Here is a 14,172-nt window from a genome sequence, read left to right on the forward strand (position 1 = left end):
TTCAGATCGTATCTTTTTATAAAACACAACCATTTTTTATAAACATCCTGATTGAAATTGTCATAAACTATTACCCGGAGTTTTGGAGTCCAGCAACCAAAGGAGACGGAATGCATCACGCTACCCCGCTTATCACCACCATTGTCGGCGGCCTTGTGCTCGCTTTTATTCTCGGCATGATTGCCAACAAATTGCGTATTTCTCCACTGGTGGGATATCTGTTAGCGGGCGTTCTGGCGGGACCTTTTACCCCTGGTTTTGTTGCGGATACCAAACTGGCGCCGGAGCTGGCGGAGCTCGGCGTGATTCTATTGATGTTCGGCGTCGGGCTGCATTTTTCGCTGAAGGATTTGATGGCGGTAAAGTCTATCGCCATTCCCGGCGCTGTCGCTCAGATAGCGGTGGCGACGCTGCTGGGTATGGCGCTTTCCGCCGTGCTGGGATGGTCATTAATGACCGGCATCGTTTTTGGGCTCTGTCTGTCTACCGCCAGTACCGTCGTCCTGCTGCGCGCGCTTGAGGAGCGACAACTCCTTGATAGCCAGCGCGGACAAATCGCCATCGGCTGGCTGATTGTCGAAGATCTGGTGATGGTGCTGACGCTGGTCTTGCTGCCCGCCGTTGCCGGCATGGTGGAAAAAGGCGATGTCGGCATAGCCTCGCTGACGGTCGATATGGGGATAACCATTGGTAAAGTGGTAGCGTTTATCGCCATCATGATGCTGGTCGGACGCCGCCTGGTGCCGTGGATTATGGCCCGCAGCGCCGCCACCGGTTCGCGCGAATTATTTACCCTTTCCGTACTGGCGCTGGCGTTAGGCATTGCGTTTGGCGCGGTAGAACTGTTTGACGTCTCTTTTGCGCTGGGTGCGTTCTTCGCTGGAATGGTGCTTAATGAGTCGGAACTGAGTCACCGGGCGGCGCACGATACTTTGCCGCTGCGCGACGCCTTTGCCGTCCTGTTTTTTGTTTCCGTCGGCATGTTGTTCGATCCGTTAGTCTTGATTCAACAGCCGCTGGCGGTGCTGGCGACGCTTGCTATTATCGTCTTTGGCAAATCGATCGCTGCATTTTTCCTGGTGCGTATGTTCGGCCACTCGCCGCGAACCGCGCTGACCATTGCCGCCAGCCTGGCGCAAATCGGCGAGTTCGCCTTTATTCTCGCCGGACTCGGCATGGCGCTCAACCTGCTGCCGCAAGCGGGACAGAACCTGGTGCTGGCAGGCGCTATTTTGTCGATTATGCTTAATCCCGTACTGTTTACCCTGCTGGAGAAGTATCTGGCGAAAACCGAAACGCTGGAAGAGCAAACTCTGGAAGAGGCTATCGAAGAAGAGAAGCAAATTCCGGTGGATATCTGTAATCATGCCCTGCTGGTGGGTTTTGGCCGCGTAGGCAGTCTGCTGGGAGAAAAATTACTGGCGGCGGGGATTCCGCTGGTGGTTATCGAAACGTCCCGTACCCGCGTGGATGAGCTGCGCGAACGCGGGATTCGCGCCGTGCTGGGCAACGCCGCTAACGAAGAAATCATGAATCTGGCGCATCTGGACTGCGCCCGCTGGCTGTTGTTGACCATCCCCAACGGTTACGAAGCCGGCGAGATTGTCGCCTCAGCGCGGGAAAAAAGTCCTGATATCGAGATAATCGCCCGCGCGCACTATGATGATGAAGTGAAATATATTACCGAGCGGGGAGCCAATCAGGTAGTGATGGGCGAGCGAGAAATTGCCCGGGCGATGTTGGAACTGCTTGAAACGCCGCCCGCAGGTGAAGTCGTCGCCAGTTAAGGGTTTGCCGGACGGCCCGATGCGCGCAGCGCTATCGGGCAAGCCAGATTAGCGATCCCAGTACGACTCTTCCAGGCTGTCCTCACGCTCCGGCAGCCCGCGTGTCAGACGCGGAGAATGCTGGTTCAGTACCTGATAACTGACACGGTTAGCATATTTACACACCTGCGCCAGCGACGAATAGGTCAGCCAGGTGAATTTGTGCTTACTGGAGTTCGGTACGTTGCTACGATGGTAACTGTTCGCCGTAATATCGTGCAGCAGCGCCGCCAGCGCGCCATCGCCCGCGCCGTTGGTGTTCATGATTTTTTCCGGCCCGCCCATATACGGCGCAATATGCGAATAAACGCGCAGCGGATTAGTACAATCTTTATGGCGCATTGCCCGGCTAAATTCATACTGGTTAAATTCAGCAATAGCCCCCGGCAGCAGAGGATGCTGGGTTTTACGTTTTGCTTCCTCTTCGGTGAAGCCTGCCATATATAACCCTATCGGCCCGGCGGTGCATAACACCAGGTCGACCCAGTCCAGCGCCTTATCCGCCGCCAGCAGCGGGTCGTTTTCGCCGGTCAGCGCTTCCGCTTCTTCTTCATTCATTGCCAGAATCGAGACATTCTCTTTGAGAAACGCCTGCCACCACTGCGGATTATCGGCGATCACAAATTTGGTGCCCAGCGTCATGACAACCGGCACGTTATGCTTTTTCGCGTATTCGATCGCTTTCATCGTCGCGTCAGGCATAGGTTCGCCAGGCTTACAGCGCACCAGATATGAGGTCAACACCAGCGCGGAAGCGCCAGCGATCACCGCTTCCGGAATACTTTCCGCCCGTAGCTGATTCATATGGCCGGGGCTGATAGCGAAGGTACGCTCGCCGGATTCGCCAATTAGCGTGAAACAGCGGCCAATCGGGCCATCTACCGCTTGCAAATAATTCAGGTCAGTACGGCTGGAAGTATTACACAGGTAACGATAAGCGTAGCTGCCAATCTCAATGTTGCTGCACATCACGCCCAGTAACACCGAACGGTCATCCGCCAGTACCGAGTAATTATGCATCGTATTGCCTATGGTGCCGCCAGCAAACTGATGGGTGATCAGATTTTCCCGCGTCAGTTCCTGATACAGCTTCTCCGCCACCTCGTCTTCTATCACCAGAGAATGCCCGGCGCTTAATCCATAGCGTGTAATAAAATCGTCATCCACTTTCGCCTCAATATCCACCAACGTCTGGTCGATACCGACGACCCAGGAGGCGTTGGTTTCCTGTTCTGGCTGAATTTGTTGCAACAACGGGTCACGCGCATTGACGGGAAAATAGTGTTTGGATTTACGTTTACCGGGAAATTTCATGATTGTGCTTACGGATGAATAACGGAGCGCTGCATGGTAGCACATTCCCCCCGCTGCGCGCGACGGACGATGGCGTTTCAATATCGGACGACGAGATCGCAGTTTCTCCGGCCGCGTTTTTTACAATGGTTCACTTTCACAAGGAGCGTTTTATGAAGCCGGAAAATAAAATTCCCGTACTCACCCGACTGTCAGACGAAATGACAGCCGTCGTAAACTTCCAGCAACCAGGCCTTCCCCCCTGGCCTGCCGATGGCGATATTGAGACTCAGCGTCAGTATTATCTTCTTGAGCGCCGTTTCTGGAATGCCGACGCGCCGTCCATGACCACCCGCACCTGCGCCGTCCCTACGCCTTATGGCGATGTAACAACCCGGCTCTACTCGCCGCAGCCGACCAGTCAGGCCACCTTATACTATCTGCACGGCGGCGGATTTATCCTCGGTAATCTGGATACGCATGACCGGATAATGCGTCTGCTGGCGCGTTATACCGGCTGCACCGTGATCGGTATTGATTATTCGCTGTCGCCGCAAGCGCGTTATCCGCAGGCCATCGAAGAAACCGTCGCGGTATGCAGCTACTTCTCTCAACATGCCGATGAATACTCGCTCAACGTGGAGAAAATCGGTTTCGCCGGGGATTCCGCAGGCGCCATGCTGGCGCTTGCCAGCGCGCTCTGGCTACGTGATAAGCACATTCGCTGCGGTAACGTTATCGCGATTCTGTTGTGGTATGGGCTGTATGGGTTGCAGGATTCGGTAAGCCGCCGTCTGTTCGGCGGCGCGTGGGACGGCCTGACGCGTGAAGATCTGGACATGTACGAAAAGGCCTATCTGCGTAACGAAGACGATCGGGAATCGCCCTGGTATTGTCTGTTTAATAACGATCTCACGCGTGATGTGCCGCCCTGCTTTATTGCCAGCGCGGAGTTTGATCCGCTCATTGATGACAGCCGCTTGCTGCACCAGACATTACAGGCGCACCAGCAGCCCTGCGAATACAAAATGTATCCCGGCACGCTGCACGCCTTTCTGCACTATTCGCGAATGATGACAATCGCCGACGATGCCTTGCAGGACGGCGCGCGCTTCTTTATGGCGAGGATGAAGACGCCGCGTTAACGGTACGGCGCCGTGAGTTTTAACATCATATCAATATGTTCCGGCGTCGCGTTCAGCGCCGGAATGTACGCATATTTTTTACCGCCCGCTTCAAGGAAAATCTCGCGGTTCTGTTCCGCTATCTCTTCCAGCGTCTCCAGACAATCCGCGGCAAATCCCGGACACATGACCTGAATATGGCCAGTCCCCTTTTCACCCAACATTTTTAGCGTTTCATCGGTGTACGGCGTCAGCCACGGTTCACGGCCAAAGCGCGACTGGAACGTCATCATTACCTTTTCCGGCGGCAGTCCCAATGCGGAAACCAGTTCGCGCGTGGTATCGCGACAGCGCTGCGGGTAGTCATCGCCTTCATCCGCATAACGTTGTGGAATGCCGTGATAGGAGAGCAGAAGCACATCCGGCTCGCCGTGTCTGGCGAACGACTCACGCGCGCTTTTCGCCAGCGCATCGATATAAGCGCCGTCATCCGCGTAATCGCGAATAAATGAGATACCGGGAATACGGCGTTTACGCGCCAGTATCCGCCCCAGTTCGTCCCAGACTGCGCCCACCGTTGAGCAAGAGTATTGCGGGTACAACGGCAGCACGACGATATGGTCGACGTCGCTTGCTAACAGTTCATCGACAGCGCTTTCCAGCGAGGGCGAGCCGTAGCTCATCCCCAGCGCGACGGGCGTGTCTGGCAGCCGCGCGGCCAGCGCCTGTTGCTGTTCGCGGCTATATACCATGAGCGGCGAACCGCCATCCATCCAGATAGATTGATAGAGTTTCGCGACGCGCGGCGAACGCAGCGGTAAAATAACGCCACGCAGCAGCGGCCACCACAGCAGACGAGGAGTATCCACCACGCGTCTGTCGCTTAAAAATTGTTTCAGGTAGCGCTTTACCGCTTCGGGAGTTGGGGCATCTGGCGTGCCAAGGTTAGCCAGCAGGATACCGGTTTTCGTCTGACGCATTGCCGCCTCTTATCTATTCAAATTGTTGATAATTGTAGCGGAAAAGTGATAAAGAAGAACTAATTGCTGCGAGAGGTAAGACGAGAATTTGCCGAATGGCGCTAACGATGCCAGTAGGCCGGATAAGGCGTTCAGGCCTGCGGGATAATGGCAGGCCTGATAAGCGGTTCACTACGCGAAAAAATTAACCGAGGATTTTTTCCAGCGCTGCACGCACGTCGGCAACGGCCTGCGTACCGTCAACTTTAGCGTATTTGGTGTTGCCCGCTTCCGCTTCTTTCTGGTAGTAGCCAATCAGCGGCGCGGTCATCTGATGATATTCCACCAGACGTTTGCGAACGGTCTCTTCCTGATCGTCTTTACGGGTGGTCAGATCTTCGCCGGTGACGTCATCTTTGCCTTCCACTTTCGGCGGATTAAACTTTACGTGGTAAACGCGGCCAGAGGCGGCGTGTACGCGGCGACCCACAATACGGTCAACGATCAGTTCGTCCGGTACGTCGAATTCCAGCACGTAATCCACGACAATACCCGCTTCTTTCATCGCGTCAGCCTGCGGGATCGTGCGCGGGAAACCGTCCAGCAGAAAACCGTTACGGCAGTCTTCCTGGGCGATACGCTCTTTAACCAGCGCAATCACCAGTTCATCGGTCACCAGTTTACCGGCGTCCATGATATCTTTCGCCTGTTTGCCCAACTCGGAGCCTGATTTCACTGCGGCGCGCAGCATATCGCCAGTGGAGATTTGCGGAATACCATATTTCTCCATGATGAACTGAGCCTGAGTTCCTTTACCCGCGCCCGGAGCGCCAAGCAGAATAATACGCATTACGAAAATCCCCTCAAAGGTTGTCGATATTTTTTAAAAAGCGCTAAACGATACCACCATCACGCATTTCGCTCAAGGAAGCCGCCTGATGCTGAAACGGTTAACGAAGAGAAATCGAGAAAAGAGAAGGTATTATAAAAAATGCCGGATGGCGCTGGCGCTTATCCGGCCTACAAACAGTACCCGTCCGTAGGCCGGATAAGATGCTTCGCGTCGCTATCCGGCAATCAGATGAGCGTTATCAGGACACCAGCAACTGGTTCATACGGCGGATAAACTGGTTCGGATCTTCCAGCGTACCGCGTTCAGCGAACAGCGCCTGATCCAGCAGCAGCTCGACCCACTCTTTAAACTGCGCTTCATCCTCGGTATCGGCAGTGCGTTTGACCAGCACATGATCCGGGTTGAGCTCAAAGATGTATTTCACTTCCGGCACGGACTGACCGGCCGCAGCGAACAGTTTCGCCATCTGGGTGCTCATTTCATCCGCATCGGTGGTGACAATCGCCGGCGTGTCGGTTAAACGATGCGTCAGACGCACCTCTTTCACGCGATCGCCCAGCAGGGTTTTGACACGCTCCACGAACGGCTCAAGCGCCTTTTCCGCTTCTTTCGCGTTTTCGTCGACTTCATCTGCCAGTTTTTCGATGGACTCATCGGCTTTAGCGACCGACTGGAATGCTTTACCGTCAAACTCGGTCAGGTAGTTCATCATCCACTCATCGATGCGATCGGAGAGCAGCAGCACTTCAATGCCTTTCTTACGCAGCAGTTCCAGGTGCGGGCTGTTTTTCGCCGCCGCATAGCTGTCTGCGGTGATGTAGTAGATTTTTTCCTGCCCTTCTTTCATCCGGGAGACGTAATCTTCCAGCGACACGGTCTGGGCGGAAGAGTCGGTATGGGTGGAGGCAAAGCGCAACAGTTTGGCGATCGCTTCCTGGTTGGCGTGATCTTCCGCCGGGCCTTCCTTCAGCACCAGACCGAACTGTTTCCAGAAGGTTTGATATTTTTCCGTGTCGTCTTTCGCCAGTTTTTCCAGCATTTGCAGAACACGTTTGGTCAGGGCGCTGCGCAGATTACGCGTTACCGTGCTGTCCTGCAGGATTTCACGGGAGACGTTCAACGGCAGGTCGTTAGAATCAATCAGGCCGCGCACGAAACGCAGATAGTTCGGCATGAACTGCTCGGCATCGTCCATAATGAACACGCGCTGTACGTAAAGCTTCAGACCATGTTTGTGATCGCGGTTCCACAGATCCCACGGCGCCTGCGACGGGATATACAGCAGGCTGGTGTACTCCTGCTTACCTTCCACGCGGTTGTGGCTCCAGGTCAGCGGATCGGTGAAATCATGCGCGATGTGCTTGTAAAACTCGTTGTACTCGTCGTCTTTAATTTCCGACTTGTTGCGGGTCCACAACGCCTGGGCCTTGTTGATTTTCTCCCAGGAAATCACGGTTTCGCCGTCTTTTTCTTCCCGTTTTTCAATCTCTACCGGCAATGCGATGTGATCGGAATATTTGCTGATAATCGAGCGTACGCGCCAGTCATCGAGGAATTCATCTTCGCCTTCACGCAGGTGTAAGGTGATTTCCGTACCACGGTCATTTTTGGTGATATCGGCAACGGTGTATTCGCCTTCGCCTGCCGATTCCCAGAACACGCCATTTTCCGGCTTGTCGCCTGCCGCACGGGTACGTACGGTCACTTTATCGGCCACAATAAACGCTGAGTAGAAGCCTACGCCAAACTGACCGATGAGCTGGCTATCTTTCGCCTGATCGGACCCCATTGATTCGAGGAAAGATTTGGTGCCGGACTTGGCAATGGTGCCTAAGTGGTCAATCACCTCATCACGATTCATCCCCACGCCGTTATCGGCAATGGTCAACGTACGCTTATCTTTATCGAAAGAGACGCGCACACGCAGCTCGCCATCTCCTTCATACAGGTCCGGGTTTGACAGAGCGCGGAAACGCAGCTTGTCCGCCGCATCTGAGGCGTTAGAGATGAGTTCACGCAGGAAGATTTCTTTATTGGAATAAAGAGAATGGATCATCAGGTGCAGAAGCTGTTTAACTTCTGACTGAAAACCACGCGTTTCTTGTCCTTTCATGTGGATAGACCTCAACAATGCCATTTTTAATGGTAAAAATACGTTGAGGGTGAGATGGGGACAAGCGGGTGTGATTTCAAGCGGAGGCCGCGAATGCCGCCTCCGTTTGTTCAGAAAATAATCTTATGGCGTCCCGCCAGCGAGTGGGACAGCGTCGTACCGTCGACCATCTCCAGTTCGCCGCCAACCGGCACGCCGTGGGCGATACGACTGGCTTCGACGCCGGCCTCCGCGCACAGCTCGGCAATATAGTTCGCGGTAGCCTCCCCTTCAACCGTCGGGTTGGTCGCGAGGATCAGCTCACTGATTTTTTCTGACGCCAGCCGCTGTTCCAGACGATCGAGACCGATATCATCCGGCCCGATGCCGTCCAGCGGCGACAGGTGGCCCATCAGCACGAAATACCGCCCGGAAAATTGCCCGGTCTGCTCAATGGCGTAGATATCCGCAGGACTCTCCACCACGCAAATCTGGCCGTTTTCCTGACGCCGCGGGTTCGAACAGATATTACAAACATCCTGCTCGGTAAAGGTGCGGCAGTCGGCGCAGTGGCCGATTTCCGACATCGCCCGGGTCAGCGCCTGCGCCAGGCGCATTCCGCCGCTGCGATCGCGCTGCAACAGGGTAAACGCCATCCGCTGCGCCGACTTAGGGCCGACGCCCGGAAGGCAGCGCAACGCTTCCATAAGCTGAGTTAACAGCGGACTGGTTTGCATCAGAATGGCATCTTAAAGCCTGGCGGCAGTTGCATACCGGAAGAGACGGAGGCCATCTTCTCTTTTTGCGTCTCTTCAATGCGGCGCGCCGCATCGTTGAAGGCCGCAGCGACCAGATCTTCCAGCATCTCTTTGTCATCTTCCAGCAGGCTTGGGTCAATTTCCACGCGGCGGCAGTTATGCGCGCCGTTGATGGTAACCTTCACCAGACCCGCGCCGGATTCGCCGGTCACTTCCAGCTGCGCAATCTCTTCCTGCATTTTCTGCATTTTTTCCTGCATCTGCTGGGCCTGTTTCATCAGATTGCCCAGACCGCCTTTTCCAAACATAAGCTCTCTCTCTTGATGGTTCACAATCGCAAGCCAGGCTTACGATCAAATGGGGCGGATACTCTCTTCATCCAGCTCGGCGTCGAAGAATCGACGCAGCGTCTGAATGTTATTATCCGCGATAATTGACTCACGCGCTTGCGCGAGTTTCTCTTCATAAATAGCCTGACGCCATTCCAGCGGCGTACGCACCGCGGGATTATCATCTTCAACGATGGTCAGTTCAACCGTCGTTCCCGTCAGATCGCTGAGCGCTTGCGCCAGCTTTTGCTGCGCGCCGCTGGAATTGAGGTGCCGCTGCGTCGAGCGCAGATGCAGACAAACCGCGTTGCCGTTCTGCTCCTTCCAGGCATTAAGCGCCACCTGCTCCACCAGCTTAGGCAAAGAAAGCTGGCTTACCTGCGCCGCCCACGGATCGCGCTCAATCGCTTCCGCCGCCAGTTTAGCCGCCAGCTCCGGCGTTTTTTCATGCTCCAGAGCTTTCTTAAGCGCTTTTGGCGTAGCCACCACTTCTTTGGTTTGTACTACCGGCGTGGTGGCCTTCCAGCGATAAGCCTCTTTCTTTACTGGCGCCGTTTCCAGCGCAGACGGCGCCGGGCGCGCCTGTACGCGCTCCGAAACCGAGGCCAGCCGCTCCAGCGCAGAGTTATTCACCGGCCGCGCGCGGGATGCGGCTGCCGGTTCACTCTTTTTTGTTTTGGTTACTCCCTGCGCGCGCTGTAGCTGATTGCGCGCCGCCAGCACCTGACTGGTAGACGCCGGCAGCGGCGCTGGCGATGTCTGCGGCGCGGGCGCCGACTGCTGCTGCACCTGTGGCGGCGTCATTACCGCCGTTGGGGCCACGGCCGCAAAAGACTGCCGCGGCGTTTCAGGCTCCGGCAAGGGCATACGCGGGTGAAACGCCAGCGCACGCAGTAACGTCATTTCAACGCCCATCCGCCGGTCCGGCGCCCAGGGCAATTCTTTGCGACCAATCAACAACGTCTGATAATAGAGCTGAAGGTCGCCGGGAGGCACCGTCCGGGCAAGTTCGCGCATCCGTTGCTCGATAGCCGCCATATCGCTGCCTAACGCGGCAGGCGAAAGTTGCACCATCGCAATACGGTGCAGCAGGCTAAGCATTTCGACCAGCAGCGCTTCCCATTCAATACCGCGCGCCGCCGCCTCGTTGATAAGCGACATGACGCGTTCGCCGTTAGCGTCAACCACTGCCTCGACTAATGACAAAGCCTGGTCGTCGTCCAGCGTACCGAGCATGGCGCTTACCGCCTGCGTCGAAACCTGCCCGTCGCCGCTGGCGATCGCCTGGTCAGTCAGACTTAATGCATCGCGCAGGCTGCCGTCAGCCGCACGTGATAACAACTGCAACGCGCGGGGTTCGTGAGCGATATGTTCCTCATTGAGAATATGCTCAAGCTGATGGCGAATCTGTTCAACATCCAGAGCTTTGAGATGAAACTGTAGGCAGCGCGACAAAATGGTCACCGGCAGCTTCTGCGGATCGGTGGTCGCCAGTAAAAATTTCACATGCGCTGGCGGCTCTTCAAGCGTTTTAAGTAACGCATTAAAGCTGTGGCGCGACAGCATGTGGACTTCATCGATCAGATAGACTTTAAAGCGACCGCGCGCAGGCGCGTACTGGACGTTATCCAGCAGGTCGCGGGTGTCTTCGACTTTGGTACGCGATGCGGCGTCAATCTCAATGAGATCGACAAAACGCCCCTGCTCAATTTCCCGACAATTATCGCAAACGCCGCACGGCGTCGCGGTAATACCGGTTTCGCAGTTCAGCCCCTTCGCCAGCAGTCGGGCGATAGAGGTTTTACCGACGCCGCGCGTGCCGGAAAAAAGATATGCGTGATGAATGCGCCCTAACGACAAGCCGTTCGCCAGTGCGGTCAGCACATGTTCCTGGCCGACGACGTCAGCAAAGGTTTGTGGGCGCCATTTTCTGGCTAAGACCTGATAACTCATTGGCAGGCTCTGAAACGCTGGAAGGTGGATTCATAGAAGGGTAATGCTAACACAACCTCGCCGATACAGCGAGGTTGTCTCTCTGGCTAAAATAGCAGTGCGGATAGCCTGAATCAATGCCCTGGAAACGGCACCAGGCTATAACAGGTAATCCCCTGCTTTTCCAGACGCTGCTCGCCGCCCAGATCGAACAAATTGATGATGAACGCCGCATCGGTGACTTTCCCGCCCAGACGACGGATCAGCTTCACGGTCGCCTCAATGGTGCCGCCAGTCGCCAGCAGATCATCCACGACCAGCACGTTGTCGCCAGGTTTAATCGCGTCGACATGGATTTCCAGCTGATCGGTGCCGTACTCTAATTCATAGGTCTCGGCAATAGTTTCACGCGGTAATTTGCGCGGTTTACGTACCGGAACGAAACCAACGCCCAGCCCAAGCGCAACCGGCGCGCCAAACAGGAAGCCACGCGCTTCGGTGCCGACCACTTTGGTGATACCCGCATTTTTATAACGCTCAACCAACAGTTCAATACTGAGCGCGTAGGCTTTCGGGTCTTCCAGTAAGCTGGTGACATCACGGAAAAGAATGCCCGGTTTCGGGTAATCCTGAATGCTTTTGATGCTGTTTTTGAGAAACTCAAGCTGCTGTGCAGTCGCGGTCATGGATATATGCCTGCTAAGTACGGTGTTACTCACGGCGCAATACTTTTCAGTCAGGGGTAACGCTCGGTTACTCTTTGACCGCCTGCGCCTGTGCTCGAAAACGGTCGAATTTACTGGCTGTGAACGACAATTGCAACAGCGATTCGTGTGCTTCAGCGCTTTTGTTGCTTTTCATCAATCACCGGTATCCGCCACATAAAAATCAGCAGGCAGGCCAAAATAACCAACAGCAGCACCCGCACCCACATCATATTCACCAGCCACAGCGAGATACCAAAGGTCAGCAATATCAACGCGATCGCTCGCGGTTTCGCTCCCGGCGGCATGGCCCGATAGCGCTGCCAGTGGCGCAGATAACCGCCAAACCATGAGCGGTATAACAACCAGGCATGGAAACGCGGCGACGAGCGGGCGAAACACCAGGCCGCCAGTAAAATGAACGGCGTTGTCGGCAACAGGGGCAAAACCACGCCCAATGTCCCTAATACTACCGCCAGCCAGCCAATGATGATTAAAATAGTACGTTGCATAATGCGAATCGTTATCAAACAGAAGGCTACTGTAGCACAGCCTGTCTTATTTTCATCGGGGTGTTGAATTGAAAACCGCTATGCTGTTACAGACGCTGGAAGAGAGGCTGGCGACGCTACGCCAACGCTGCGCGCCGCTGGCGCAACATGCGACGTTAAGCGCGCGCTTTGACCGACACCTTTTCCGTACCCGCAGTACTCTGTTGCAGGGATATCTGGAAGAGGCAGACGCCAATCTCGCCGCGTTGCGTCAGGCGGTAAAACATGAGCAACTGCCGCAAGTCGCCTGGCTGGCGGAACATCTGGCTTCGCAACTGGAGGCGATATCGCGTGAAACCGCCGCCTGGTCGCTGCGCCAGTGGGACGCCGCCGCGCCAGGGCTTGGCCGTTGGCAGCGCAGACGAATACAGCATCAGGAGTTTGAACGTCGACTACTGGCGATGACACAGGAGCGCAAAATTCGTCTGGCGCAGGCGACCGGCCTTGTCGAACAACAAACGCTGCAAAAGGAAGTCGAGATCTATGAAGGACGGCTGGCGCGCTGCCGACATGCGCTGGAGAAAATAGAAAACGTACTGGCGCGTTTAACCCGTTAACCCTGGAGAAAGTATGTCGCTTGAAAATGCCCCTGATGAAGTCAAACTGGCCGTGGATTTAATTGTGCTGCTTGAAGAGAATCGCTTACCGGCACGAACGGTGCTACGCGCGCTGGAAATAGTTATGCGAGATTATGAAAACAAGTTAAAAAGTACGGAAGACGACTCGCAAACAGAGTAATTGCCCTCTGGTTTGTCCTCGTTGTCGCTGACAGAGTGGTCGCTACAGTCAGGCAACAAGGGACGGGTCATGGAACGTCTACCCACCACGCCGCACGATGCGGTATTTCGACAGATGCTGATGCAAAAAGAGGTCGCCCGCGACTTTCTGGCTATCCACTTGCCAGAAGACTTTCTTGCAATCTGCGATCTGGATTCACTGAAGCTGGAGTCAGGGAGTTTTGTTGAAGACAATTTACGCAGCCGCTATTCAGATATTCTCTACTCTCTGCATACCCAACACGGCCCCGGGTATGTTTACGCGCTCATTGAACATCAGAGCAAATCAGACCGGCTGATGGCTTTTCGCCTGATGCGGTACGCCATTGCCGCCATGCAGCGTCATCTGGATGCCGGTCATGATACCTTGCCGCTGGTGGTACCAATCCTCTTTTATCACGGTCCGGAAAGCCCGTGGCCCTATAGCCTTAACTGGCATAATATGTTTGTGAAACCGGATATGGCGAAGGCCTTATACAGCTGCGAATTTGCGCTGGTCGACCTGACGATAATGCCGGATAATCAGCTTTTGCAGCATCGGCGGATAGCGATGTTAGAGCTCCTGCAAAAACACATTCGTCAACGCGATTTAAGCGAACTGCTCGACCCCCTTATCACGCTTTTAACGCAGGATCATTTGACGGACACGCAGCTCAGTGTACTAATCAACTATATGTTGAAAGCAGGAAACGCCGCAGAACCCGGAGCGCTGATTCGTCAACTGGCGCAGGGCGCGCCGCAGTATAAGGAACAACTGATGACAATAGCGGAATGGCTGGAAGAAAAAGGCCGAACGGAAGGGTTGCAAAAAGGCCTTGAGCAAGGGTTAGCACAAGGCCGTGAGGCCGAAGCGCGCGCTATTGCCCGCAAAATGCTTGCCAACGGGCTGGAACCCGGGCTCATCGCCAGCGTCACCGGCATTACGCCGGAAGAGCTTTCTACGCTTTCGCATTAGCGGCGCCGCGCGCACTCATA

At 55.2% G+C, this 14,172-nt stretch carries 14 protein-coding genes and 1 other annotated feature; of the genes, 5 read left to right on the top strand and 9 right to left on the bottom strand.

The window, feature by feature from the left end; translation table 11 throughout:
• Positions 1-110: 110 nt before the first annotated feature.
• The gene (gene ybaL, locus LCS67_RS16180) at positions 111-1,787 is read left to right on the top strand and encodes a YbaL family putative K(+) efflux transporter (protein ID WP_000546209.1); all 1,677 of its coding nucleotides are present in this window, start codon (positions 111-113) and stop codon (positions 1,785-1,787) included.
• Between the two features lie 48 nt (positions 1,788-1,835).
• Here the strand turns inward: ybaL and gsk are convergent, their stop codons facing one another.
• Positions 1,836-3,140, bottom strand: coding sequence for an inosine/guanosine kinase (gene gsk / locus LCS67_RS16185; RefSeq protein WP_000671593.1), 1,305 nt, complete (start codon positions 3,138-3,140; stop codon positions 1,836-1,838).
• A gap of 152 nt (positions 3,141-3,292) precedes the next feature.
• Between gsk and aes the strand changes: the two genes are divergently transcribed.
• On the top strand, positions 3,293-4,264 hold the full coding sequence (gene aes, locus LCS67_RS16190; protein ID WP_001529070.1) for an acetyl esterase: 972 nt from the start codon (positions 3,293-3,295) through the stop codon (positions 4,262-4,264).
• Here the strand turns inward: aes and hemH are convergent.
• The 8 genes from hemH to LCS67_RS16230 all read right to left on the bottom strand — a co-directional run bounded on the left by hemH (position 4,261) and on the right by LCS67_RS16230 (position 12,382).
• Positions 4,261-5,223, bottom strand: a complete 963-nt coding sequence (hemH, locus tag LCS67_RS16195; protein ID WP_001250078.1) for a ferrochelatase — start codon at positions 5,221-5,223, stop codon at positions 4,261-4,263. The two genes, aes and hemH, sit on opposite strands and share 4 nt — an antisense overlap.
• 184 nt (positions 5,224-5,407) lie before the next feature.
• The gene (adk, locus tag LCS67_RS16200; RefSeq protein WP_001220237.1) at positions 5,408-6,052 is read right to left on the bottom strand and encodes an adenylate kinase; all 645 of its coding nucleotides are present in this window, start codon (positions 6,050-6,052) and stop codon (positions 5,408-5,410) included.
• Between the two features lie 241 nt (positions 6,053-6,293).
• Entirely contained in the window at positions 6,294-8,168 is a 1,875-nt protein-coding gene (gene htpG, locus LCS67_RS16205; RefSeq protein WP_001610808.1) for a molecular chaperone HtpG, read from the bottom strand.
• 110 nt (positions 8,169-8,278) lie between these two features.
• Complete coding sequence (recR, locus tag LCS67_RS16210; protein WP_001195023.1) at positions 8,279-8,884, bottom strand: recombination mediator RecR; 606 nt, start codon at positions 8,882-8,884, stop codon at positions 8,279-8,281.
• Positions 8,884-9,213 (bottom strand): YbaB/EbfC family nucleoid-associated protein, encoded by a 330-nt coding sequence (locus LCS67_RS16215; protein ID WP_000467098.1) that lies wholly within the window; start codon positions 9,211-9,213, stop codon positions 8,884-8,886. The genes recR and LCS67_RS16215 overlap by 1 nt, the downstream gene beginning before the upstream one ends.
• A 45-nt stretch (positions 9,214-9,258) precedes the next feature.
• On the bottom strand, positions 9,259-11,187 hold the full coding sequence (dnaX, locus tag LCS67_RS16220) for a DNA polymerase III subunit gamma/tau (protein ID WP_000121958.1): 1,929 nt from the start codon (positions 11,185-11,187) through the stop codon (positions 9,259-9,261).
• Positions 9,862-9,926 (bottom strand) — a sequence feature (DnaX frameshifting element). Its footprint overlaps the gene before it by 65 nt.
• Before the next feature lie 113 nt (positions 11,188-11,300).
• Positions 11,301-11,852, bottom strand: a complete 552-nt coding sequence (gene apt, locus LCS67_RS16225; protein WP_000127350.1) for an adenine phosphoribosyltransferase — start codon at positions 11,850-11,852, stop codon at positions 11,301-11,303.
• 152 nt (positions 11,853-12,004) lie between these two features.
• Positions 12,005-12,382, bottom strand: a complete 378-nt coding sequence (locus tag LCS67_RS16230; RefSeq protein WP_001189860.1) for a DUF454 family protein — start codon at positions 12,380-12,382, stop codon at positions 12,005-12,007.
• Between the two features lie 68 nt (positions 12,383-12,450).
• On the opposite strand from LCS67_RS16230, the gene priC reads away from it, so the two are divergent.
• From priC to LCS67_RS16245, 3 genes are all read left to right on the top strand, one after another.
• Positions 12,451-12,978, top strand: coding sequence for a primosomal replication protein N'' (priC, locus tag LCS67_RS16235; RefSeq protein ID WP_001575715.1), 528 nt, complete (start codon positions 12,451-12,453; stop codon positions 12,976-12,978).
• Positions 12,979-12,991: 13 nt separating this feature from the next.
• A complete protein-coding gene (gene rsmS, locus LCS67_RS16240) occupies positions 12,992-13,159 on the top strand; it encodes a pleiotropic regulatory protein RsmS (RefSeq protein WP_000051161.1) in 168 nt (55 codons plus the stop codon).
• A 69-nt stretch (positions 13,160-13,228) separates the two neighbouring features.
• Positions 13,229-14,152, top strand: a complete 924-nt coding sequence (locus tag LCS67_RS16245) for an Rpn family recombination-promoting nuclease/putative transposase (protein WP_000440512.1) — start codon at positions 13,229-13,231, stop codon at positions 14,150-14,152.
• Positions 14,153-14,172: the final 20 nt, after the last annotated feature.

The organism is Salmonella sp. A7 (assembly GCF_020181675.1).
In the GTDB taxonomy this organism is placed as follows: Bacteria; Pseudomonadota; Gammaproteobacteria; order Enterobacterales; family Enterobacteriaceae; genus Salmonella; species Salmonella enterica.